This is a genomic window from Chlamydia psittaci 6BC, from assembly GCF_000204255.1.
GTDB classification, from domain to species: domain Bacteria; phylum Chlamydiota; class Chlamydiia; order Chlamydiales; family Chlamydiaceae; genus Chlamydia; species Chlamydia psittaci.
On sequence record NC_017287.1, the window covers coordinates 56,017 to 79,223 of the forward strand.

Genomic DNA, 23,207 nt, shown 5'->3' on the forward strand with positions numbered 1-23,207 from the left:
CTCTCGCTAATTAAGCTCCTATTTTCCATAAAATGAATTCCTTCACTTCGACGGAGTTTCCACTAGTTTTGCTGACCTCATTAATCAAGCCTTGAATAGTTACATCAGGGTTTTTAATGAAAGCTTGTTCTAGTAGACAAACATCTTGGAAGAATGTCCCCAACTTACCATTGATGATTTTATCAATAACTGCTTGGGGTTTTCCTTGTATTTGAGAAGAAATAACTTCTTTTTCTCTTGCTAGAGCATCTTCAGGAACACTTCCCTTATTTAAGAACAGAGGTTGAGCTGCTACGATATGCATCGAAATATCTTTCGCGAGGCTTTCTTTATCAGAAACTCCAGAAAGAATAGTTACAGAAACGGTTTTCCCGTTTCCATGAGAGTAGATGCCCACACTTTCATTAGTTGTTTTTGGCAAATACTTAATTCTATTGATGCGAATATTTTCTCCGACAGTTTGCATAGTTACAGCACGTAACTCATCTACTGTAAGGGAGGTATCTTGAGATGAAGGAAGTTGTAGTAATGCATCAACATTATCTACTTTATGGTTTAAGACGTCTTCAACAAGACCATCAACGAAAGTTCGAAAGACTGCATTATTTGCTACGAAGTCTGTTTCTACGTTAACTTCAACGACAGCAGTGCCGCGAGAATCGCTTTTTGCTGCGATAACGCCTTCTTTCGTTTCTCTATGTTCTTTTTTACTAGCTGAGGCAAGACCTAATTTACGTAAGTAAACTACAGCTTCTTCAAGATTTCCATTGCACTCGGCTAAAGCTTCCTTACATTTGGTTAACCCTACACCGGTTTGCTGTCTTAAGAGTTTGAGGGTTTCCATAGAAAAGTTGCTCATTAGTTAGCCTCATTACTGTCATATTTTTTTGCTAATAGATCTTCTTGACGATTGTCATCATCGGTTGCGTAGATGTCACTATCTTCACTCTCTTGTACGTCTAGAGTTTTAATTGGAGAGACAATCTCAATGCCAAGTTTTTTCTTAGTATCAATGATACTATCTTTAATAGTGCTAATGATTAAGCGAATGCTTTTTAAAGAATCGTCATTGCAAGGAATAACATAATCGATAGGGGTTGGGTCGCAGTTAGTATCTACTAAAGCCAATACGGGGATGCCGAGCTTTTTAGCTTCTGCAACAGCAATCTTTTCGTAGCTAGGGTCAACAACAATAACAAGACCAGGAGCTTTCTTTAGGTAGCGAATACCCTCAAGGTTCTTCAATAATTTTTGATGACGTTTAGCGAGTAAGGCGATTTCTTTTTTCGTAAGGTAAGAACTATTTTGAGTAAGGTCTTTTTCGATCTTATCCAATGTTTTGATGGAGTTTCTAATAGTCGTCATGTTAGTTAACATGCCGCCTAACCAACGCTCAGCAACAAAGTATTCGCCAGCTTCAATAGCAGCTTCTTTGATCACACATTTGGCTTGTTTTTTTGTTCCCACGAAAAGAATAGGTTTATTTTCTTTAATAACCTTGCAGACTTGTGGGAGAGCTTTACGTAATTGATAAAGGGTTTTTGCTAAATTGATGATGTAAAGACCGTTTTTCTCTTCAAAGATGTAAAGTTTCATCTTTGGATTCCATCTTCGGGTTTGGTGCCCAAAATGAGCTCCCGCTTCCATTAAGTCTTTAACTGAAAGATTGCATAGTGGTTGTTCTTCCAAGCTTTGTACCTCTATTTCTTGAATATGTTAACAATGGCATCTTGAACCGATGTCAAGATTTCAGTCTTGGTGGTGTTCAGAAAGCGCCCGATCAGAATCGAACTGACACCGGTAGCTTGGAAGGCTACAGCTCTACCATTGAGCTACGGGCGCGTGCTAAGAATAGAGATGTTAATTTAATAATGCTTTTTACGCAAGATTGTAATCTCTAGGTTTCTAGCTTCTAGAAAATTTTAGATAATCAGTGAATTCTGATGCGAACGGATTTTAGAAAAGAGATTTGAAACTCTGAAAAGGGTGGTAGCAAAAAAAATCAGAACCCGGAGACTCCCAGGTTCTGATAGCGGGACAAAAAGTTAGGATAGTATAAACTAAATCCTTAGAATCTGAATTGAGCATTCATGTGAGCAGCTCTTTCATTGATTAAGCGTGCTTCACCAGTGATTGACCATTTGTCAGCGTCGATTAACGTTGCACCAACAGCTACACCACAAGCTTTTCTAGACTTCATTTTGTTGATCTGAATCGAAGCAATTTGCAAGACATCAGATAGAACATCCTTACCACTATTATTGGGCAAAGCAGTGGTTGATCCTATAAGGCTTGGGTTCCATGTAGTAATGTTAAGAATCTCCGATTTTAATTTAGGTTGAGCAATGCGGATAGTATCAGCATCAAAAGTTGCTCTTGACCAGTTTACGCCAATATATGGAACAAGCATATTCAATCTGTAAGACAGGGCGAGGCCTACTTGCCATTCATGGTATTTAATTGTAGCTGATTTGGTGTCTGTAGCTTCTGTTGTTCCAGCCGTTATAGGTAAAGGAAAATTCGAGCTAGCTCCTTTATAGCCTCTTGGTTTGTGAATCACAAATTGTGCTGGGCTTGAAGTGACGTTGAGCATTTCAATCTTAGGATTAGATTGAGCGTATTGGAACTCAGCTCCTAAAGTTGCACAACCACATTCCCATAAAGCTCCACGTGCACCTACGCTCCAAGAAAATGATGTGTCTGTATAAAATTCCACAACACCTTGGGTAATGCCTACGTTAGGAAGTTGCATTGGAAGATCGGTAGAGATTGAGCTTGCAGCTGAAAACCCTATTAACCCAACCAAGTTGAATGCAGCCGAACTTGCTTTGAAGTATCCATTGGATGCCCCTAAGGTGCAGAAAATGTCGAAGCGATCCCAAATGTTTAAGGCTAGGAAGGCTGCATTTGAAAACCACTCTGCATCTTGCATATGCCTTCCGTAAGCGATGTTCGGTCTGCCATTTGCTTCTGGCTGATTAGTATTACTTGCGTTACCTGTAGCCTGCGTAGGAGTTGCAGCCATGCCGCTAAAAGTTTTATTCACATCAACTTTTAATACACGATCGAAAACATAATCTCCGTAGTATCCTGCGCGGATGCTAATGGCGTCACACCAAGTAGCGCAAGGATCGCAAGGATCTCCTGAAGCACCTTCCCACATAGTGCCATCGATTAATAAACTTGGTTCAGCTGGGTTCCCTACAGGCAAGGCTTGTAAGGAGAGAGCGGAACCCGTAGCGGCAAACAATAATGCCGATTTCAAGAGTTTTTTCATACTCACCTCTAAAGATTATGCTTAGTATCTTTTCTTTTTGTGCTCGCTATTCTAATTTGCTCTTCTGGCGGCACCACGTCCAAGTTAAAGCCAGACAAGATATCCTGTAGGCAATTAATGGCTTTGAGGAGTGTCTTGCAAGTGAAAACAGCCTTAAGCATGAACATACAGTTCATTATTCGAAAACATAACAAACTTTTCTTATTATAGTAAAGACGATAAGAAAAAAGACTGTTTTCAGGCATAGATTTCAAGCAATAACTCCTTATACTTGCTAATAAAAGAGCTATCAGATTTTTGTACACATTTTTATTTCTTATGCCACTTAGAATAAGTTGGAATTACCCTCGTAGAAGAGTGTAAAAAGGCTTTCTTATATTTGAATCATTACGCTTTATTCTTTATTTTTGTAAATAAGATAAAGCAAAATTGTTAAACAAAGCGTTAAAGTTTTTGGTATTTTTCATTTCTATGTTTTATTTGTAATGATTTTCTGTTTTTCAAGATTCGTGTTTGTTTTTCTGCTTATGTATGTCTTGTGAAACCAGTTTGTAACCAGTCGAAGCACTTGCCAGACAATGGGTGAGACCCTACTATTTGTTTTATGAAATCTCCGAAGAAGCGTCGTTCCTACCTTACTGTTCCAGAAAAGACAAACAGGCTATTGTCAGGGATTATTGTTGCTTTAGCGATAATAGCAGTGCGTTTGTGGCATCTTGCTGTTGTTGAACATGATCAAAAGTTAGAAGAGGCTTACAAACCACAGAAGAGGGTGATTCCTGAGCTTATAGAACGTGCAACTATTTGCGATCGTTTCGGCAAAGTATTAGCAGAAAATAAAATGCAATATGATGTGAGTGTTGCTTATAGCGCTATTCGTGATTTGCCTGCGAGAGCATGGCGTGCCCGTGCAGATGGAACTAGAGAGCTCATTCCTGTTAGGAAAAACTATATTGCACGTTTAGCGCAACTTCTTGCTCAAGAGTTACATCTAGATAAAGATACGATAGAAGATAATATTCATGCGAAAGCCTCTGTATTAGGTTCTGTACCCTACTTAGTCCAGGCCAATGTTTCTGAGCGTACGTATTTAAGATTAAAAATGATGATGAAACATTGGCCGGGCTTGCATGTCGAACCGTCCGTGCGTCGGTATTATCCTATGGGAAAGACGGCATCAGATATTTTAGGTTATGTAGGGCCGATTAGTGCTCAAGAATATAAGAGAGTGACACATGAGTTAAGCAAGTTGCGGGAATGTGTTCGAGCGTATGAAGAGGGTGAGAATCCGAAGTTTCCTGAAGGTCTAGCAAGTATAGATCAAGTGCGTTCTTTATTAAATTCTTTAGAGAACAATGCTTATAGTTTGAATGCTTTAGTTGGGAAGGTGGGTATAGAAGCCTATTGCGACGCGAGTTTAAGAGGACAATTAGGGAAAAAAACGGTTCTCGTAGATCGTCGCGGCAATTTTATTCAAGGTCTTAATGAGATAGAAGCCATTTCTGGGAAGAAGTTGCAGCTTACATTGTCTACAGAGTTACAAGCATTCGCAGATGCTTTACTTTTAGATCATGAAAAAACGGAACAATTTCGTTCAGCACAGTCTTTGAAAAAGCAAAAATTTCTACCTCCTTTATTTCCTTGGATTAAGGGAGGAGCGATTATTGCTTTAGATCCTAATAATGGCCAAATATTGGCCATGGCATCTTCTCCGCGGTATCATAATAACGATTTTATCGACATGCGGGACGCAGATTCTGAGGCTAGATCTGCGGTGTATCGTTGGTTGGAAAACACCGAACACATTGCCGAGGTGTATGATAGGAAAGTTCCGTTGCGTCGAGAAAGACGAAGTTCCCTTACTGGGTTATATTATGATGAGGAGCTTTCTCTTACTTTTGATTATTTCTTAGATTTCATTTTGCCGAATACCTCAGAGGTTAAGTCTGTTATAAAACGTTACGGCACTGTGAATAATGCTGTTAAGATACAGCATGCTATGGGAAGGTTATTAGAGTTATTTTCTTATTCTGAGGGGCATTGTTCTTGTTCTTCTATTTTTGATGCAGTGTTTCCTGTTGAACAGGAACATATTGCTATTGGCCGAGTGATTTCTATGAAGCAGCAGCAATGGATAGCGCGTTGTCATCAGGCGCATGAACAAGAAATAGAGGAGATTAAGCAAGAGCTCGAGCCCTTTTTTGCGGAACTTCCGGCAAATTACGATAAACTTTTACTTGTAGACCTCTTTCAGATGGTTGTGGATCCTTCTAAAATTGATCCTGAGCTATTTGCCTCGGTGGCTTCGTTTTCTTTATCAGAGTTTTTCGAGTGTCAGGGACATTACGTAGCTTTGCGTAGTGCATTTTCTAAGATCGTAGAGGATATTTTCACTGAAGTAGATTTTAAAGAATGGCGGAAACTCTATTTTGCTAAGTTTTTAGAGGTTAAACGTAAAGAGGAAAACGAGAGAAAGCAGCGTTATCCCACACCTTATGTGGATTACTTAGCGGAAGAACAACGTGCGCAATACCGAGATTTTCGTCGTTGTTATCTTGATAAGTTTTTAGCTTATTTACTTTCTGGGCAAGGAGATATAGAGAATCAAAAAGCTTACTATGAAGCTCTTTCTGTCTGGAAAAGAGAATTAGAAAATGGTGCGCATCAGGCATTGCCTTGGTATGAACATTACGAGTTTTTGAAACAAAAATTCTCAGATTCTTCTATAGATTTGCTACGCTTGTTTTTATCTTTTAGAGAGTTTTCCGAGCTGCAAAGGCCGCTATATGGTAACTATGCCCCGATGCTGACTAGGAATGTTCCTCAAAAGGAACAAGATCTTGCAGCAGCGTTTTATCCTGCTTATGGTTATGGCTATTTGCGGTCTCATGCTTTTGGTCAGGCAGCAACTTTAGGATCTATTTTTAAACTTGTTTCTGCTTATTCTGTGCTGTCTCAAGAAGTGATGCGGGGTAATGTCGATGTGGACTATTTATCTCGATTGCTAGTTATTATCGACAGGAAATCTTTTGGGTATGCTAGCGCTAAGCCCCATGTAGGTTTTTTTAAAGATGGCACGCCTATTCCTTCGTTTTATCGTGGAGGGATTTTACCTAAGAATGATTACTCTGGTCGTGGGCGTATCGATCTGATTTCTGCTTTAGAAATGTCTAGTAACCCCTATTTTTCTTTGCTCGTAGGAGAGTATCTCTCTGATCCTGAAGATTTATGCCATGCGGCTGCCTTATTTGGATTTGGAGAGAAAACGGGGGTAGGCTTGCTTGGAGAGTATGCCGGAGCGGTTCCCCAAGATGTAGCGTATAATCGTTCGGGATTGTATGCCACAGCCATAGGGCAGCATACTCTTATTGTAACTCCTTTACAAACTGCCGTCATGATGGCGTCCCTAGTGAATGGAGGGACTTTATATGTTCCTAGTTTAGTTTTAGGAGAATGGAATGGTGAAGAGTTTTCCCCGACTCCTCCCATGAAGAAAAGAGATGTGTTTATGCCTGAGTGTATCACGGAGTTATTTAAATCCGGTATGCATAACGTGATATGGGGAAATTATGGAACAACACGAAGTATTCGTGATCAGTTTAGTCCTGAACTATTAACTCGCATCATTGGAAAGACAAGCACTGCAGAATCGATAGTTCGTGTAGGTTTAGATCGGCAATACGGAAGTATGAAAATGAAGCACGTGTGGTTTGCTGCGGTGGGTTTTTCAGATGAGGAACTTATGCATCCGGATATTGTTGTTATTGTCTATTTACGCCTTGGTGAGTTTGGACGCGATGCGGCTCCCATAGCCGTAAAGATGATCGAAAAGTGGGAGAAAATAAGAAAAAGAGAGAATTTTTCATCTATGTACTAAGGGTTGGCACGCTTTTTGCTCCTGTAAAACACGAGGTCAACAAACTTGTGTGCCAGGAGAAAGATTCATGGAAGAAGCTGCGAAACATCTAGCGAAAGAATTTCTCTGCTCAGGAATTAACTTTTTTTTGAGCGGGGAATACGAACAGGCAGAACAAAGACTAAAAGAAACTTTAGAGCTAGATCCTACAGCAGCGCTAGCCTATTGTTATTTGGGCATTATTGCTTTGGAGTCAGGAAGAACTTCAGAGGCATTAACTTGGTGCACAAAGGGATTAGAGTCGGAACCTGGAGATAGCTATTTACGTTATTGCTATGGGGTAGCTTTAGATCGTGATAATCGTTGTGAAGAAGCTGTAGAGCAATATCGTGCGTATATTGTTTTACATCCAGATGATGCAGAATGTTGGTTTAGCTTAGGTGGTGTCTACCATCGTTTAGGTAAGTACATTGAAGCTATAGAGTGTTTTGATAAAATCTTAGAGTTAGACCCTTGGAATCCACAAAGTTTGTACAATAAAGCTGTTGTTTTAACAGATATGAACAATGAGCAAGAAGCCATTGTTTTGTTAGAGACTACGGTAAGAAAGAATCCTTTATATTGGAAAGCTTGGATAAAATTAGGGTATTTACTCTCGCGTCACAAACAGTGGGATAAAGCCACAGAAGCTTACGAAAGGGTCGTGCAATTGCGTCCTGACTTGTCTGACGGTCATTATAATCTTGGTTTATGTTACCTCACTTTAGATAAAACCCGATTAGCTTTAAAAGCTTTTCAAGAGGCGCTTTTCTTAAATGAAGAAGATGCTGACGCACACTTTTATGTTGGACTTGCCTACATGGATCTTAAGCAGAATCGCCAAGCATCGGATGCTTTCCATCGTGCGCTTGGTATTAACTTAGAACACGAGCGCTCGCACTATCTTCTTGGTTATCTTTATCATATGGAAGGGCAGTTTGAAAAAGCTGAAAAGGAACTATCTTTTTTGACTACGAAAGATTCTACATTTGCTCCATTGCTACAGAAAACAGTGTCTTCTGGGCAATTTGAGCCTAAGTTGGATGTCTTTCCGTAAAACTTAACTGTCTTATAGTAAATATTTTTGATTCCTTAGTGTCTTGTTGAGACAAAAAAAATCACAGAGTGGAAGAAACTTTTGGGATAAAAATAAAGAATTCTTAAAATAGTTTTGTGCTTCAAGGCTTTAAGTCTTGTTTAGCACGTAGTGTGATCCTCCATAAAGAATGTTCTTTGTTCGCATTCTTTTCTAAACAAGTGTGAAAGTTAAAGCTTCGCTTTTTCCTTCACGCTTTCTTTAATGCTTCGAAAAATATGGACAATTTGTTAATCTGGCTAAGCCCTTGTGAAGTTTTACACAATAATATTACGAGCGCAGAGGCTGGGCATTATGAGCCAATCTATAGAAGATTTTTTACATAATCATGAGGATTATCCTTATGGTTTCGTCACACCTATAGAGTCAGAGGGATTAACTCGGGGGCTAAGCGAAGAGACAATAATCAAGATCTCTCAGCTGCGCAACGAGCCCTCTTTCATTTTAGATTTCCGTTTAAAAGCTTATCAGCATTGGAAAAAGCTACAGGAGCCTGCATGGGCTAGGCTGTCCTATCCTACGATAGATTATGACAGTATAGTCTATTTTTCTGCTCCAAAGCAAAAAAATCCTTTAGGGCGTTTGGAAGAAGCTGATCCTGAAATTTTAGAGACCTTTAAGAAATTGGGGATTCCTCTAGATGAACAGAAGCGTTTATTAAACGTTCAAAATGTTGCTGTAGATTTAGTTTTTGATTCGGTGTCTATAGGAACAACATTTAAGGAAGCTCTGGATAAGGCGGGTGTGATTTTTTGCTCGATGAATGAAGCGATTCGAGAATATCCAGAGTTAGTAAAAAAATATTTAGGCTCGGTTGTTTCTCATAGAGACAACTATTTCGCGGCTTTGAATGCTGCAGTGTTTAGCGACGGTTCTTTTGTATATGTTCCCAAGGGTGTGCGTTGTCCTATGGAGATATCCACGTATTTTAGGATTAATGACAAAGAATCGGGGCAGTTTGAGCGTACATTGATCATTGCTGAGGATGATTCTTTTGTGAGTTATCTTGAAGGGTGTACAGCTCCATCGTATTCTTCGAATCAGCTGCATGCAGCTGTTGTAGAATTAGTAGCGCATGAACGAGCAGTTGTGCGTTATTCTACCGTGCAAAATTGGTTTTCTGGAGATAAGAAGACTGGTAAGGGTGGAATTTATAATTTTGTAACAAAGCGCGGATTGTGTGCGGGTTACAAATCAAAGATCTCTTGGTCCCAAGTTGAAGTTGGAGCGGCAATTACTTGGAAGTATCCTAGTTGCATTTTGAGGGGGAAAGAAAGTGTAGGGGAGTTTTACTCTATCGCTTTAACAAGTGGAAAAATGCAAGCTGATACTGGGACGAAGATGATCCATGTGGGGGAAAAAACAACTTCTACAATAGTCTCTAAGGGAATTTCTTCAGAGGATTCGCATAACACCTTTAGGAGTCTTGTTTCTATTTCTGAAGGAGCTGTTGGAAGTCGTAATCACACACAATGTGATTCGATGCTGATTGGCCGGGCGTGTGGAGCTTATACAGATCCTAAAATTTCTGTAGAGAACTCTCGATCGTCTGTTGAACATGAGGCGACAACATCAAAATTGCGAGCAGATCAATTAATGTATTTGCGTAGTAGGGGGTTGAGCGCCGAGGAGGCTGTGAGTTTAGTAGTTCACGGTTTTTGCCGTGAAATTATCGAACAGCTGCCTTTAGAGTTTGCTCGAGAAGCTTCGAAATTATTGTTTGTTAAGTTGGAAAATAGCGTGGGGTAGTTGATGCTACATATACAAAACTTACACGTATGTTGTGAGGATGTTAAAATCCTGGATTATTTAAATTTGCATATTCATCCGGGGGAATTACATATAATTATGGGCCCTAATGGAGCAGGAAAATCTACCTTCGCGAAAGTATTGTCAGGAGATGATAGTTTATCTATCATCTCTGGGGAAATAAGCTTATTGGGTCAGGACCTTTTAGAAAAAGCTCCTGAAGAGCGAGCTCATATGGGATTGTTTATAGGATTCCAACAACCTCCAGAGATTCCTGGGGTGAATAATAAGCTTTTTCTAAAAGATGCTTACAATGCTTGTAGGCGTTCTCGGCAAGAAGAAGAGATGGCAGAAGCTGAATTCGATATGTTATTGTCTTCTGTATCGGAGACTTATGAATTCGCGTCCTTCGAGCATTTCTTACAACGAAATATCAACGAAGGGTTTTCCGGAGGAGAGAGAAAGAAAAACGAAATTTGGCAAATGCTGGTTTTAGAACCGGAAATGATACTATTAGACGAGCCTGATTCAGGGTTGGACGTTGACGCTTTAAGATTCATATGTAAAACCATTGAGAAATATCGCGAACTCCATCCTAAAAGTGCCATCTGCATAGTTACGCATAACCCTAAGTTAGGCACTCTTCTTGAGCCTGACCACGTACATATTCTTTTAGAAGGTAAGATAGCCTGTTCAGGAGGGGTTTCTTTAATGCGGGAGTTAGAAGAAAAGAGTTATCACGAAGTCTTGGCACGCTCTTCCTGGGGGTAAACATGTTGGGTTTTTTAGAGCATACCTTTCCTATAGTTAAGGACTCTCCTATTCATCAAGCAGCACAAGCATACTATGAGAAATACTCTCAATTAGAGTCTTTCAAAGCGATTTTTCGTAGTTACCCATGGTTTAAGAATTTGGCACAGTCCCCTGAGGACTATCATATTGCTAATGGAGGGTCAGAAACAGCAAAACAACACTGGTTACACCATCAGAACTCTTTGTCTTGTGAATGCGTTTTAATTAACGGCAAATATGAGTCATCACTTTCTCAACTTCCTGAGGGAGTATTATCGATGACATTAAAAGAAGCGCGGTCTGTTTTTTCCACATTTATTAAAAAATACACCTTGGATACGCATCCTCTAGCATTTCTTAATTCTGTATGTGCTCAAGAAGAAGGCGTGGTGATTTATGTCCCTGAAGAATTTCAGGTGAGTGAGCCGATATGCATACGTCATATATGTTCTCCGACTTCTAGGAGTGATAAGGTGATCTACTCTCCGAGGATTATTGTGATTGTAGGAAAACATTCTAGCTGTCGCGTATTTGTATCTCATCATACTGAGAGAGAAAGCGGTGTTGCTGAAAGTTTTGCTATTGTCAATGGTCTGACGGAGGTATTTGTATCTGAAGGCGCGGAACTATCTTTAATGATGCAGCCTAAGTACATTAATGAAGAGAGGATAAGTTGGGCGCATATTGTGACTATCGAGGAGCAAGGAGCGTGTTCTATACATCAACATCTGCAAGAACATGTGGATGGTTATGGATGGTTTGACAATACCTTTTCAATGATAGGAAATCGCGCTCATGGGGAATCTTTAGTTTCTACCCTATCTCCAAAAAAGACTTGGGTAAGAAATATGATGTATCATGATGCTGAGGGGACAACATCAAGACAGAATATCAAATCGATATTGTCTTCTGGTCATTTTCTTTTTGAGGGGGGTATTCATATCACAAGCCAAGGAGTGTTTTCCGATGCTTATCAAAAACACGACACTCTATTGCTTAGTGACGATGCTTGTGTGACAACCTTTCCAAGATTAGAAATTCTTACGGATGATGTCAAAGCTTCTCACGGAGCTGCTGTAGGGCCATTAGATCCTCAACAGATATTTTATATGCAATCGCGAGGAATGACGCGAGAGGAAGCGCAAAAAAAACTAGTTCAAGGATTTTTATCTATAGAACCTGGTCAAGAGGCTTTCCCTAAACTATCCGAGCAACTGCAATCTCAAGAAATTACTAAGGAGTATTCTATAGATGGTGTGTAGGATAAAAGAAGACTTTCCTATTTTTTATAATAAAAAGCTTCAAGGGGAGTCCTACATTTATCTTGACTCTGCTGCTACTACGCATAAACCTAAGAAAGTAATAGACGCAATTACAGATTTTTACAGTACTACCTATGCTACCGTAAATCGTAATGTCTATACTTCTTCGAAGGCTACGACGGAAAATTATAACGCTGTGCGTGGGAAAGTGTGCGAATGGATACAAGCTGCATATGATGAAGAGATCATTTTTACTCGGGGAACTACAGCAGCATTGAATCTATTAGCCATATCTGCAAATGACGCTTTCATTCCTGAAGGTGGTGTGGTGTTGGTTTCTGAAGTAGAGCATCATGCGAATGTATTGTCATGGGAATTGGCCTGTCGTAGGCGTGGATCTTGTGTTAAAAAGGTTGCTGTTGACAATTCAGGTTATATAGATTTAGAGCACTTAGAAGCCTTGCTTAAAGCGGGAGCTGTTTTTGTAAGCATAGCCCACGTGAATAACGTTACGGGGTGTATCCAACCTCTAAAGGAAATAGCCAGTCTCGCTCATAAATACGGTGCGTATGTAGCTGTGGACGGAGCCCAGGGAGTCGCTCATGCCTCTGTAGATGTTGTTGATTGGGATGTAGATTTCTATGCTTTTTCAGGGCATAAAATGTATGCGCCTACAGGTGTAGGGGTATTGTATGGGAAGAAGGAATTGTTAGAAAAGCTTCCTCCTGTAGAAGGTGGAGGCGATATGGTCTCCATTTATGATAGTGAGCATCCAGAATATCTTCCTGCACCGTTAAAATTTGAGGCAGGAACACCGCCTATCGCTTCTATTTTAGGATTAGGAGCAGCTATAGATTACTTACAATCTTTACCAGACTCCGCATATCAGAAAGAAAAAGAGTTGACGCAGTATCTGTACAACGAATTGATGACAATTTCGGGTATGCAGATATTAGGTCCAGAGGTAGATCACACTCGTGGAGCTTTGATAAGTTTCAAGGTGGAAGGTGCGCATCCTTTCGATATAGGTTGCTTATTGGATCTTCAAGGGATAGCCGTCCGTACAGGGCATCAATGTGCACAACCTGCTATGACCCGATGGAATTTGGGTCATGTTCTTAGAGTGTCCCTGGGATTATATAATGATAAGGAAGATATGGATACTTTCTTGTCGGCTTTACGTTCTATTTTGAATAAGGTGCGCGTATAGTTCTTATTGAGAGGAGCTTCCTTGAAATGCGATGGGTTCTTTAGCATAAGGGTACCAACGTAAGCGCATTTGTTGACATCTATCTATTAGCCAGTTTTTGACATAGTGTGGGTTATGGATAGGTCTAGGCAATGTGTACGCAGCTCGCGTCATATCTAGACGATAAATCCTGTGGTTCTTGTTTTTCATATTTATGATATCACCTAAAACAAAAGAAAAAGGATAGTACTTCCTTACTGTTTGTTCGCATATGTGATCATATTTGCCAAAAGGGTAGAAAAACCCTACAGGGTTTTGCCCCAAGGCTTTTTCTATAGAATATTTTGATAGAAAGATTTCTGTAGCAAGATAGGGCGGTGTATTTTGTAAATTTCGAATAGCGAATCCTGATGAAGCTAGTCGTATCAAAGGAGAATCAGCGAGTGCCTGTAACTCCTGTTGTGAGCAAAATGGTTGATGTTTTGCAAATACTTCGTCTTGGAAGGCCAAGGTTGCACTAGGGGCTAAACGATAGGAAAGAGGAAGAGTTTGAGCAGAATTTTCAGCAACATATCTCCAAGCAATGCCAACAACAGCTGGAATATGATGAGTCTGTAGGAAAGGGAAGATATGAGCATAGAAATCTACAGAGGCGTAATCAAAAGTTATCATAAGGGATAACTTTTTGATTGGTTCTCCGGGGAGCACCAAGGGATAAGACTGTTTAAGAAGTAATAAATACCGGAGTAGTTTTTCTAATAAGTGTGGTTGTTTAGAAAAGAAAACCTGGCGGAAAGCTAAAACAATCAGCATACATCTGCCTTAAGATGCCGGTTTGTTATCCTCAGAGGGATAGATAACTAAGGATCCAGAGAGAACTTTCGGGGGATGTTGAGGGGAAGGTTCTGTTATAGTTTGTGTAGCAGTCGTCGATTCCGTTGTAGCATTAGAAAGTTCTTGAGTGTCTACAGAAGAAGGCATACGAATCCTTGGTATAAATAGGCAGTTAGTGTTTTTTGCCAAAACGTTTAGTTAATGTCCACTCTCCATCTTTATAGAATTGTTCGAATTCTTTGAACAACGGCAGTGCTTTGAGTTCTTCGAAATCTATGGAGGTGTCTTGATTTAAGATTTCTTTGATTTCTATAATTCTTAATAGAGTAAGGAAGCGTAACGTCGGATAATCTTCGGAAGATGCAGCGAATTGAAGAAGCTGAGAAGATTTTTCTAAAGCTGTTTGATAGTCTTCAGCAGCTTGAGCATCTGCAATTTCTTTGAGTAGTACCTGAGCGGGTGAAGGCATGCGAAAATGCGATCCGCTTCCAAAGGCAAGCCCTGCATAATATGCGCCGCGTAAAGGTTCATTGTGGATATAAAAACATGAAGATAGAAAACCAGCGTAAGGTTTTGCAGAGTCTCCACCCATACGGTAAGCATGTTCTAACATCGGCAGAGCAGTTTTAGGAGGTATGAACCCTTGAAAAACGGCAGATTCCGCGGTTTTGGTGAGAAGAAGAATACTTTCGTGTTTTTCGCGATCATTTTTTTGAAGATTATACACGATCTTTCCCGTGAGAAATATGGATAGGATAATTAGGAATGTGAGGGTAAACGAATAGGAATAAACCCTTTTCCATACTAAGGATAGTAAATTCTTCATGATTTTAGGGTGTAAAGCGCTTGATATCCTTAGTGTATCTGGAAAAATTTTTTTCGTAAACTCCTTGATTTAAGATGCTCTAACAGTGGAAAACACTAAAAAAAGCACTTCACTTCTACAAGCTCTTTTGATAGAAAAACTTCTGTGATACTATTTTTACTTAAAATACGTTGGGATAAATAGCATCTCTATGCCACTGAAAATGTTTCAGAGATAATAGGAAAATAGCGAAGGTAATTTGTGAGCGGAGTTATCAATACAGATACAATAATAGAAGTGGCTATCGACAACATTCGGGTAAGTCCTTTTCAACCTCGTCGAGTGTTTTCCGAATCTGAACTTCAGGAATTAGTTGCATCGTTAAAATCCGTAGGTTTAATTCACCCTCCTGTTGTGCGTGAAATTCGTAGTGGGGATAGAGTTTTATATTATGAATTAATCGCAGGAGAGCGCCGCTGGAGGGCTTTACAACTTGCTGGATACACTGCGATACCTGTTGTTCTCAAACAAGTGGTTGCAGACGATATAGCTGCAGAAGCTACTCTTATCGAAAATATCCAACGTGTCAATCTCAGCCCTATGGAAATGGCAGAGGCTTTCAAAAAGCTCATCAATGTTTTTGGATTAACTCAAGATAAGGTGGCTTTAAGAGTAGGGAAAAAACGCTCCACAGTAGCAAATTACCTACGTCTTTTTTCTCTATCTGAGTCTATTCAAAAAAGCCTTTACCTTGGAGAGATAACTTTAGGCCATGCTAAAGTCATTCTTACCCTTGAAGACCCTAATCTGCGAGAAATTCTTGCTGAAAAGATCATCTCACAACGTCTTGCTGTCCGAGAAGCTGAACAAGAAGCAAAGAAGCTGTTGTCTGGAGAAGTGGTAACAACACGCGCTTCTAAAGAGCAAGTAAAGGCGTGTGCTACATCTTCACACTATCATGAAATGCAAGAACGTCTTAGCCAGTCTTTGGGTTATAAAGTCACAGTCAAATCTCAAGGTTCTCATTATAGTGTGTCACTGCATGTTCAAGATGAAGAACAACTCAAACAGTTAGAAGAATTGCTGTTGAAGAAATCGTAGGAAAAAGAGCCTCAGGTCTTTTTTAGCTATCTTTTAAAGAATACAGAGATATGTATGTTTATCCCCTTCTGTTTGTTCTGGGATAGGTCCTTGAAGGCAGGTTTTTTGTCGTTTAGGACAGCGATTATAGAAGACACATCCTGTCGGTGAGGGATTCTCCGATGAATTTTTTTGAAAAGATTTTAGTTTATGCTCAATGCTGCGATTTTCCGGTAAGTCAGGTAACTGCGAATTCAGCAGCATTTGGGTATAAGGATGTTTAGGGTTTAAGAAAATATCTTCCGTCGCTCCTGATTCAACAATTTTTCCTTTATACATGATGATCACTTCTGAGCAAAAAGATCGTACAACAGCTAAATCATGGGAAATAAACAGGTAGCTCATCTGGAGTTCTTTTTGTAATTTAGCGAGCATATTCAAAATCTGCGCTTGCATGGATAGATCTAAAGCAGAAACTACCTCATCACATATGATAAGCTTAGGAGCTCCTAGCAATGCTCGGGCTATAGATACGCGCTGTTGCTGACCTCCTGAGAGCTGATGCGGATAATAATAAAAATAATCAGCAGATAATCCTACACGTTCTAAAGTTTCTCCAATTACAGAATGGAGTTTATCTTTTGTAATGATCCGATGATGGATAAGGGCGTGACCTAAGCTGTCGAAAATCGTTTTTCTAGGATTTAAAGAGGCTTTGGGATTTTGGAAAACCATACGCACGTGAGAGCGTAGTTTTTTTAAGTCATGTCGAGAATGGAGATTAATTGGAGTATTGTCGAAAGATAAATAACCCGATGTTAACGATAGCAGCCCAGATAGGGCTAGGGCTAATGTGGTTTTCCCTGATCCTGATTCCCCAATTAGTCCTACAATCTTTCCCGAAGGTATAGAAAAAGAAACATTATCAATAGCACGCGTGGCTATGGTTTTTTTTCGAAACCAGCTGGTCCGCTTATAGTAATATTTTTTTAGTTGATTCGCTTGTACTAAGGGGTCATTCATATAACCAGCACCTTACTTTATGTCCTTTTGTCACGTGCTGAGCTTCTGGAGATTCTACTTTACATTTTCCAAAAGCTTTTGAGCATCTGGGGTAGTAGCAGCATCCGGAAGGCAGGGCACTGTAGTGGGGAGGTTGCCCAGGAATTGTCGTAAATGTTTCACTTTGCAATGAAGGACGAGAAGCAAGTAAATCTTGAGTATAAGGATGACAAGGATTATGAAAAATATCCTTTACTGGAGCACACTCGGCTAGTCTGCCTGCATAGAGAACAAGTACGTTATCCGCAGTTTCAGCAACGACGCCCATATTGTGGGTAATGATAAGCAAGGCCATTCCTAGTTTTTCTTGTAAGCCTTTGAGTAATTGTAAGATCTGGTATTGAACAGAAACATCAAGAGCTGTTGTTGGCTCATCGGCAATGAGAATTTCCGGAGAGGTAAGTAAAGCCATAGCAATAGAAACTCTTTGAAGCATCCCTCCGGAGAGCTGATGCGGATAGAGCTTTAAACAGAGTTCGGGATTATGAAATCCTGTATCTGTAAGAGCTTGAATAATTTTATTTTTTCCCTCTTTAGTAGGTAGGTGTAAGTGTGTGCGGATCAGCTCTTGGAATTGTTGTTCTATTGTAAAAACAGGGTTTAATGAAGAGTGAGGATTTTGAAAAATCATAGAAATCTTTGTTCCAAAGATAGAACGTAAGATACCTCGAGGGGCTTTTAATAGGTCCTTCCCATGGAACAATATTTCCCCTGATGTAGAAAATAGCGGGGAGGGTAATAACTGCATAAGCGCTTGAGCTGTTACCGATTTCCCTGAACCGGATTCCCCAATAATCGCTAACGTCTTCCCTTTATGCAGATCAAAAGACAATGACTCAACAATAGGGTAATGTTCCCGACGTTTATGCAGACTTACCGATAGATCCTTAACTTGTAAGATAGGTGGATGAGTCATAAGTCATTTACAAGATCATTAAAGCTCGTTATTATTACTAAAAAGGTATTCTTATGCAAACCCTTGCTCGTCTGTTTGGACAGTCTCCTTTTGCCCCATTGCAGGCACATTTAGAAGTTGTAGCATTTTGCGTTCAGCAAATGGTGCCGATCTTCACAGCTTTGCGTGACGGGGATTACAAACAGGTACAAACAATAGCTAAAAGTATTTCTGATAAGGAATATCAAGCAGATTGTATAAAAAATGATATGCGGAATCACCTTCCTGTAGGCTTATTTATGCCTATATCTCGGGCAGGGTTACTGGAAATTATTTCTATACAAGATAGCATAGCTGATGTTTCTGAGGATGTCGCTATTTTGCTTACGGTCAGAAAGCTCCGTTTTTATCCGGAGTTTGAGAAGATCTTTTTTCAGTTCTTACATAAAAGTGTCGAGACTTTTGACCTTACTATGACGGTCATACAAGAATTCAATAAATTACTAGAAAGCTCTTTCGGAGGACGTAAAGCTGATAAGGCTCGTTTCCTAGTAAGTCGTGTGGCGAAAGCAGAACACGAGTGTGATGTCATTCAACGAGAGATCATGCAAATATTCTTTTCCGATGAATTTACCATTTCTGAAAAAGAGTTTTATTTATGGCTGCAGGTAATTAAACGTGCAGCGGGCATATCCGATAGTGCGGAGAAGCTTGCTCATCGAGTTAACATGACGCTGGAAGAAAAGTAATATTTCATGCTTGCCTTACTCATTTTTGTTCTCTTATGTGGTTTCTACACCTCTTGGAATATAGGAGCTAACGATGTTGCTAATGCTGTTGGCCCCAGTGTAGGATCCGGAGTATTAACACTACGACAAGCTGTAGTCATTGCCGCTATTTTTGAATTTTTAGGAGCGTTATTCCTAGGAGATCGTGTAGCAGGAACCATAGAAAGTCATATTGTTTCTGTTTCAGATCCTTTAATAGCTTCTGGGGAGTACGTTTATGGGATGACAGGAGCCTTGTTAGCTACAGGAGTTTGGCTACAATTGGCCTCCTATTTTGGATGGCCGGTCTCTACAACCCATTCTATAGTTGGAGCGGTGATAGGTTTTGGTCTCGTCCTTGGAAAAGGAACAGTGATTTACTGGGGATCTATAGGGGCGATTTTAGTTAGTTGGGTAATCTCTCCATTAATGGGGGGATGCATTGCCTATACAATCTTCTCTTTTATACGTAGGAATATTCTTTATAAGAATGACCCCGTAGGAGCAATGATTCGCATAGCTCCTTTTCTTGCTGCTTTTGTCTTCGTCGTTTTAGGGATTATTATTGTTTGCGGAGGGGTAGTCACCCGGTTGATTCCTTTACCCTGGGCTTTGGCATTAGTGTTCTTAGTCGGGAGTATTGCTTATACAATTATGTTTAAATATGTGCATACGCCACACTGTTCTTTTATTTCTGCTTCGCCTAAATCAGGGAGTTTACTTTGTCGTTTAAAAACATGCGGAGGAAACTACGGTAGAAAGTATCTCATCGTAGAAAGAATCTTTGCTTACTTACAAATTATTATCGCATGTTTTATGGCTTTTGCTCACGGATCTAATGACGTTGCTAATGCCATAGCTCCGGTTGCTGGAGTTTTACGACAGGTATATCCTCAAGTATATTCTTCCTATACGTTAATCGGTCTTATGGCGTTTGGTGGTGTGGGATTGATCATAGGGTTATCTATTTGGGGATGGCGAGTAATTGAAACCGTAGGATGTAAGATTACAGAACTCACACCTTCAAGAGGGTTTTCTGTAGGTTTAAGTTCTGCTGTGACCATTGCTTTAGCTTCAGCTATAGGTTTACCCATATCAACAACACATGTAGTTGTCGGAGCTGTCTTAGGTATAGGCTTAGCTCGGGGTATCCATGCGATTAATTTAAATATTATTAAAGACATTATCATGTCGTGGTTTATCACTCTTCCAGCAGGAGCAGTTCTCTCTATTCTATTTTTCTTTGCTTTAAGAGCGCTCTTCCAGTAAAAATAGGGAAATCATCTTAGATAGTTTCTCAAGGTATATGGATAGATTGACAGTCAGGGACCTCTCCCCAGAAGAAAAAAAGGTTTTAGTTCGTGTAGATTTTAATGTTCCTATAAAAGATGGGAAGATTCTTGATGATATCCGCATTCGTAGTGCGATGCCGACAATTAATTATCTATTGCAAAAGCGCGCTGCTGTAATTTTAATGAGTCATCTGGGTCGCCCTCAAGGAAATGGTTTCGAAGAAAAATATTCTCTCCAGCCTGTTGTTGAAGTTTTAGAAGGTTACCTAGGCCATCATGTGCCTTTAGCTCCCGATTGCGTAGGAGAAGTTGCCCGTCAGGCAGTAGCACAAATCTCTCCAGGACGCGTGTTGTTATTAGAGAATCTTCGTTTCCATCCAGGAGAAGAACATCCTGAAGACTATCCTGCTTTTGCTGCAGAACTTTCCTCCTATGGAGATTTTTATGTGAATGATGCTTTTGGAACTTCACACAGAAAACATGCCTCTGTGTACACGGTTCCCCAAGCTTTTCCAGGGCGATCGGCGGCAGGTCTTCTTATGGAAAAAGAACTCGAGTTTTTAGGACAGCACCTATTAATTTCTCCTAAGCGTCCCTTTACTGCGATTCTGGGTGGTTCTAAAGTATCTTCAAAAATCGGCGTCATAGAAGCCCTACTCTCTCAAGTGGATAACCTACTTTTAGCAGGAGGCATGGGTTTTACTTTTCTAAAAGCATTAGGAAAATCTGTGGGGAATTCTTTAGTTGAAGAATCTGGCATAGAACTCGCGCGTCGTGTTCTGAAAATTGCAGAGCAGCGTAATGTGCGTATCGTTCTTCCTATAGATGTGAAGGTTGCCAAGGCCTGTGCTCCCGCAGTTTCTTGGAATGAAGTCTCTATAGATCAGGGGATCCCTAAAGATCTTGAAGGCCTGGACATAGGAACAAAAACTATTCAAGAATTTTGTAAAATCATTGATGCCTCATCAACCGTATTTTGGAATGGCCCTGTGGGTGTTTATGAAGTTCCTCCTTTTGATCAGGGGTCCATGGCTATTGCTAATTGTTTAGCACGACATCCTTCTGCAATTACAGTAGTGGGGGGTGGGGATGCTGCTGCTGTTGTTGCTTTGGCTGGATGCACAGCACAAGTCTCACATGTATCTACAGGTGGTGGTGCTTCTCTAGAATTCCTAGAGAAAGGCTTTTTACCAGGAACCGAAGTTCTGTCTCCATCACAAGATTAAACTTTTGCAAGCTCTTGTTTTTAAGACGCTTCAATACGGTTTCTTTTTAATAGCATAAAGCTGAATCCAGCTTTATGCTTAAATCTTCATCAGCTATTTCTCGCTGAATTTCTCTGTTACTATTTGTAAAAATGAGATTCTTTACAAAAACAGATCTTTATGTTTCTTCATATAATTTAGAATAGTATTTCACTTTATTATTAAAGTGAAACTATTGCCTAACTCATTGATTAGTAAGAGTTAGGCGACGTTTCATCTCAACTTCAATCTCCAGCCTATCTTGCATCGATCAAAGTCTTAAGATGCACGTTTACAAAGTTTTAGCGTTTATTTCCTAATTAATTCTTAATTTTATTTATTGTTAATTAATTATGTTGATTTTTGTTTCTTTTTAAATAAAAGCATGCGTATTAATTAAATTTAATTTTAAAATTATAATTATAAATAGTGAAACTATTATGGAGAAAAGCTATGGGAATTAATCCAAGCGGTCACAGTCGTAATAATAATAATGATCTATGGATTTCCGGAGCCCATAATCAGCACGAAGATGTTCAAGATGCTGGGAACAGCTCATCCGGAGTAGTAGGATCCCATAACATTTCTACCCAAAATAATACCCGTGAAAGCTCTGGCTTCTTATCAAGAGTGACCTCTGCCGTCAGGAATTTCTTCTCCAGTATATTTGGTAGTTCTTCCTCAAGAGCAAATTCCCGAGCATCTACTCCTACACCACCCGAAGTGAGTAGTCGCCGATCTTCTGTATCTTCTTTTGCCTCATCTATGGATATCAGTGACAGCGAAGCTGAGACAATGAGTTTCTCATCTTTTGGTCTTGGTGAGTCTAAAGAAAAGAGCACTAGCTCGAGTTCTTTGGATAGCGCAAGATCGACAGAGGGTGCCGCTAGAGGATTACAAAAGAAAGGTTATAAGCAAGGAATTAAAGTAGATATTCCTAAGGTGCCAGATCGAGCTTCAGGGCCAAAGCGTCCAAATACCCCACCTCCACCTCCACCAACTTCTTCATCTGTAAGAACAACACCAAGAGGGGTTAATCTGGCGTCCTCAGTCACTACATCAAGCGCATCTCAAGCTGCTTCAGAAAGTAGTGCACGGCCTCTCAAACGTAAAGCTCCTCAACCTCCAGCAGGAGGACCACCAAAAGCGAAATTACAGCGTCAGGATAGTTCGGCTTCTATTTCTAGCTCAGGTTCTAGTGACTCAGTCACGAGTAGGAGCTCGGAAGAAGTTTCTGCTGGAATAGCAGATAAATTAAAAGCTGAGTTAGAAGCACACCACAAGACAAAACAAGAACAATTGACAAGGTTATCTGACCAGATTAGAGAACGCTGGACAAATCACGAAAACGAAGAGCCAGTAGCGTATAAACTTGCGTGTTTACAGACAGTAACATCTCGGTTGGGTCAGGCACGCCTAGAAGCGCAACAAGAAATGAGTGTCTTGCGACCTGGAATTCATGAATTCCCACTAAAGACGGCTATTTCGTTATCTCGATCTATATGGGACCTGGGAGAGAAAGAACAAAGACAAGATGGAGAATCTGTACTTCTTCCGTTGTTGGTGCGTATGGGTTTAGAAGGGCCTAAGTTAGGTCATAACGAAGATTTTGTTAATTATGTTGATCAGCTTATAGATGAATACGGAGATTTAGACGAAAATTACGACTGGAAAGACTCTTTGCAATCTCTAGCTCGTGATTTAAATTCTCTAAAAGAGGTTAACCCTAACGGTATGAAAAAGTTTTGGTCTTCGTTTGCTGGTAAGGGAGAAATTACTGTAAGAATGCTAGCGAATAGATATGCCTCTGCTAATGTTGGGAAATATGATCCTAGTTCAGTTCAAGTAGAGAGACGTTGGAATGCAGGAGCTTTAGATTTAATGAAATTTTTAAGCTCAGAAGCTTATGTAAAAACCACTTCGATCTTAGCTTATGATGCTTTCACTGTATCAGAGGGTTAAGTAAGG

The 23,207-nt window shown here is 40.0% G+C and carries 19 protein-coding genes and 1 tRNA gene; 11 read left to right on the top strand and 9 right to left on the bottom strand.

Translation table 11 applies throughout. The features are described from left to right. Positions 1-10 precede the first annotated feature (10 nt). From tsf to G5O_RS05405, 4 genes are all read right to left on the bottom strand, one after another. Positions 11-859 (bottom strand): translation elongation factor Ts, encoded by an 849-nt coding sequence (gene tsf, locus G5O_RS05390; protein ID WP_006342721.1) that lies wholly within the window; start codon positions 857-859, stop codon positions 11-13. Next, complete coding sequence (rpsB, locus tag G5O_RS05395; protein WP_016893740.1) at positions 859-1,647, bottom strand: 30S ribosomal protein S2; 789 nt, start codon at positions 1,645-1,647, stop codon at positions 859-861. The genes tsf and rpsB overlap by 1 nt, the downstream gene beginning before the upstream one ends. 124 nt (positions 1,648-1,771) lie before the next feature. Beyond that, positions 1,772-1,842: transfer RNA gene (locus tag G5O_RS05400), tRNA-Gly, on the bottom strand. Positions 1,843-2,068: 226 nt separating this feature from the next. Next, entirely contained in the window at positions 2,069-3,277 is a 1,209-nt protein-coding gene (locus tag G5O_RS05405; protein WP_013747314.1) for a porin, read from the bottom strand. Positions 3,278-3,881: 604 nt separating this feature from the next. Between G5O_RS05405 and G5O_RS05410 the strand changes: the two genes are divergently transcribed. The 6 genes from G5O_RS05410 (at position 3,882) to G5O_RS05435 (ending at position 13,281) form a co-directional block, all read left to right on the top strand. After that, positions 3,882-7,154, top strand: a complete 3,273-nt coding sequence (locus tag G5O_RS05410) for a penicillin-binding transpeptidase domain-containing protein (protein ID WP_006342724.1) — start codon at positions 3,882-3,884, stop codon at positions 7,152-7,154. Positions 7,155-7,221: 67 nt separating this feature from the next. Further along, complete coding sequence (locus G5O_RS05415; RefSeq protein WP_006342725.1) at positions 7,222-8,229, top strand: tetratricopeptide repeat protein; 1,008 nt, start codon at positions 7,222-7,224, stop codon at positions 8,227-8,229. A gap of 333 nt (positions 8,230-8,562) precedes the next feature. Continuing rightward, the gene (gene sufB / locus G5O_RS05420) at positions 8,563-10,017 is read left to right on the top strand and encodes a Fe-S cluster assembly protein SufB (RefSeq protein WP_006342726.1); all 1,455 of its coding nucleotides are present in this window, start codon (positions 8,563-8,565) and stop codon (positions 10,015-10,017) included. A 3-nt stretch (positions 10,018-10,020) separates the two neighbouring features. Beyond that, entirely contained in the window at positions 10,021-10,788 is a 768-nt protein-coding gene (sufC, locus tag G5O_RS05425) for a Fe-S cluster assembly ATPase SufC (RefSeq protein WP_006342727.1), read from the top strand. 2 nt (positions 10,789-10,790) lie between these two features. Next, positions 10,791-12,071 carry a SufB/SufD family protein gene (locus tag G5O_RS05430; RefSeq protein WP_006342728.1) on the top strand — a complete coding sequence of 427 codons (1,281 nt, stop codon included), beginning with the start codon at positions 10,791-10,793 and terminating at the stop codon, positions 12,069-12,071. Beyond that, on the top strand, positions 12,061-13,281 hold the full coding sequence (locus tag G5O_RS05435) for a SufS family cysteine desulfurase (protein ID WP_006342729.1): 1,221 nt from the start codon (positions 12,061-12,063) through the stop codon (positions 13,279-13,281). The genes G5O_RS05430 and G5O_RS05435 overlap by 11 nt, the downstream gene beginning before the upstream one ends. 3 nt (positions 13,282-13,284) lie before the next feature. On the opposite strand, the gene G5O_RS05440 is transcribed toward G5O_RS05435, so the two are convergent. From G5O_RS05440 to G5O_RS05445, 3 genes are read right to left on the bottom strand one after another with little or no spacing between them, the layout of a single operon-like run. Further along, a complete protein-coding gene (locus tag G5O_RS05440) occupies positions 13,285-14,073 on the bottom strand; it encodes a polysaccharide deacetylase family protein (protein ID WP_013747316.1) in 789 nt (262 codons plus the stop codon). A 9-nt stretch (positions 14,074-14,082) separates the two neighbouring features. Continuing rightward, a complete protein-coding gene (locus G5O_RS10415) occupies positions 14,083-14,241 on the bottom strand; it encodes a hypothetical protein (protein ID WP_014943310.1) in 159 nt (52 codons plus the stop codon). A gap of 25 nt (positions 14,242-14,266) precedes the next feature. Next, entirely contained in the window at positions 14,267-14,920 is a 654-nt protein-coding gene (locus G5O_RS05445; protein ID WP_013462581.1) for a hypothetical protein, read from the bottom strand. A gap of 240 nt (positions 14,921-15,160) precedes the next feature. On the opposite strand from G5O_RS05445, the gene G5O_RS05450 reads away from it, so the two are divergent. Next, positions 15,161-16,000: a ParB/RepB/Spo0J family partition protein gene (locus tag G5O_RS05450; RefSeq protein ID WP_006342732.1), complete on the top strand. Its 840-nt coding sequence runs from the start codon at positions 15,161-15,163 to the stop codon at positions 15,998-16,000. A gap of 33 nt (positions 16,001-16,033) precedes the next feature. Here G5O_RS05450 and G5O_RS05455 read toward each other — a convergent pair whose 3' ends face one another. Both G5O_RS05455 and G5O_RS05460 read right to left on the bottom strand, forming a co-directional pair. Continuing rightward, positions 16,034-17,002: an oligopeptide/dipeptide ABC transporter ATP-binding protein gene (locus tag G5O_RS05455; RefSeq protein ID WP_006342733.1), complete on the bottom strand. Its 969-nt coding sequence runs from the start codon at positions 17,000-17,002 to the stop codon at positions 16,034-16,036. Then, positions 16,995-17,957 carry an ABC transporter ATP-binding protein gene (locus G5O_RS05460; RefSeq protein WP_006342734.1) on the bottom strand — a complete coding sequence of 321 codons (963 nt, stop codon included), beginning with the start codon at positions 17,955-17,957 and terminating at the stop codon, positions 16,995-16,997. Before G5O_RS05460 ends, G5O_RS05455 begins: the two co-directional genes overlap by 8 nt. A gap of 53 nt (positions 17,958-18,010) precedes the next feature. On the opposite strand from G5O_RS05460, the gene G5O_RS05465 reads away from it, so the two are divergent. From G5O_RS05465 to semD, 4 genes are all read left to right on the top strand, one after another. Next, the gene (locus tag G5O_RS05465; RefSeq protein WP_006342735.1) at positions 18,011-18,685 is read left to right on the top strand and encodes a TIGR00153 family protein; all 675 of its coding nucleotides are present in this window, start codon (positions 18,011-18,013) and stop codon (positions 18,683-18,685) included. A gap of 6 nt (positions 18,686-18,691) precedes the next feature. Further along, positions 18,692-19,972: an inorganic phosphate transporter gene (locus G5O_RS05470; protein WP_006342736.1), complete on the top strand. Its 1,281-nt coding sequence runs from the start codon at positions 18,692-18,694 to the stop codon at positions 19,970-19,972. A gap of 37 nt (positions 19,973-20,009) precedes the next feature. Further along, a complete protein-coding gene (locus G5O_RS05475; protein WP_013462582.1) occupies positions 20,010-21,221 on the top strand; it encodes a phosphoglycerate kinase in 1,212 nt (403 codons plus the stop codon). Positions 21,222-21,692: 471 nt separating this feature from the next. Next, positions 21,693-23,201 (top strand): SemD/SinC family type III secretion system effector, encoded by a 1,509-nt coding sequence (semD, locus tag G5O_RS05480; protein WP_006342738.1) that lies wholly within the window; start codon positions 21,693-21,695, stop codon positions 23,199-23,201. Positions 23,202-23,207 lie beyond the last annotated feature (6 nt).

Excerpts from the sequence above, each read along its gene's own strand:
- G5O_RS05405 (WP_013747314.1), bottom strand. The coding sequence starts at position 3,277 with ATGAAAAAACTCTTGAAATCGGCATTATTGTTTGCCGCTACGGGTTCC.
- rpsB (WP_016893740.1), bottom strand. The coding sequence starts at position 1,647 with ATGGAAGCGGGAGCTCATTTTGGGCACCAAACCCGAAGATGGAATCCA.
- G5O_RS10415 (WP_014943310.1), bottom strand. The coding sequence starts at position 14,241 with ATGCCTTCTTCTGTAGACACTCAAGAACTTTCTAATGCTACAACGGAA.
- sufC (WP_006342727.1), top strand. The coding sequence starts at position 10,021 with ATGCTACATATACAAAACTTACACGTATGTTGTGAGGATGTTAAAATC.
- G5O_RS05445 (WP_013462581.1), bottom strand. The coding sequence starts at position 14,920 with ATGAAGAATTTACTATCCTTAGTATGGAAAAGGGTTTATTCCTATTCG.
- G5O_RS05430 (WP_006342728.1), top strand. The coding sequence starts at position 10,791 with ATGTTGGGTTTTTTAGAGCATACCTTTCCTATAGTTAAGGACTCTCCT.
- G5O_RS05440 (WP_013747316.1), bottom strand. The coding sequence starts at position 14,073 with ATGCTGATTGTTTTAGCTTTCCGCCAGGTTTTCTTTTCTAAACAACCA.
- G5O_RS05435 (WP_006342729.1), top strand. The coding sequence starts at position 12,061 with ATGGTGTGTAGGATAAAAGAAGACTTTCCTATTTTTTATAATAAAAAG.
- G5O_RS05455 (WP_006342733.1), bottom strand. The coding sequence starts at position 17,002 with ATGAATGACCCCTTAGTACAAGCGAATCAACTAAAAAAATATTACTAT.
- sufB (WP_006342726.1), top strand. The coding sequence starts at position 8,563 with ATGAGCCAATCTATAGAAGATTTTTTACATAATCATGAGGATTATCCT.
- G5O_RS05470 (WP_006342736.1), top strand. The coding sequence starts at position 18,692 with ATGCTTGCCTTACTCATTTTTGTTCTCTTATGTGGTTTCTACACCTCT.
- tsf (WP_006342721.1), bottom strand. The coding sequence starts at position 859 with ATGAGCAACTTTTCTATGGAAACCCTCAAACTCTTAAGACAGCAAACC.
- G5O_RS05415 (WP_006342725.1), top strand. The coding sequence starts at position 7,222 with ATGGAAGAAGCTGCGAAACATCTAGCGAAAGAATTTCTCTGCTCAGGA.
- semD (WP_006342738.1), top strand. The coding sequence starts at position 21,693 with ATGGGAATTAATCCAAGCGGTCACAGTCGTAATAATAATAATGATCTA.
- G5O_RS05460 (WP_006342734.1), bottom strand. The coding sequence starts at position 17,957 with ATGACTCATCCACCTATCTTACAAGTTAAGGATCTATCGGTAAGTCTG.
- G5O_RS05410 (WP_006342724.1), top strand. The coding sequence starts at position 3,882 with ATGAAATCTCCGAAGAAGCGTCGTTCCTACCTTACTGTTCCAGAAAAG.
- G5O_RS05475 (WP_013462582.1), top strand. The coding sequence starts at position 20,010 with ATGGATAGATTGACAGTCAGGGACCTCTCCCCAGAAGAAAAAAAGGTT.
- G5O_RS05465 (WP_006342735.1), top strand. The coding sequence starts at position 18,011 with ATGCAAACCCTTGCTCGTCTGTTTGGACAGTCTCCTTTTGCCCCATTG.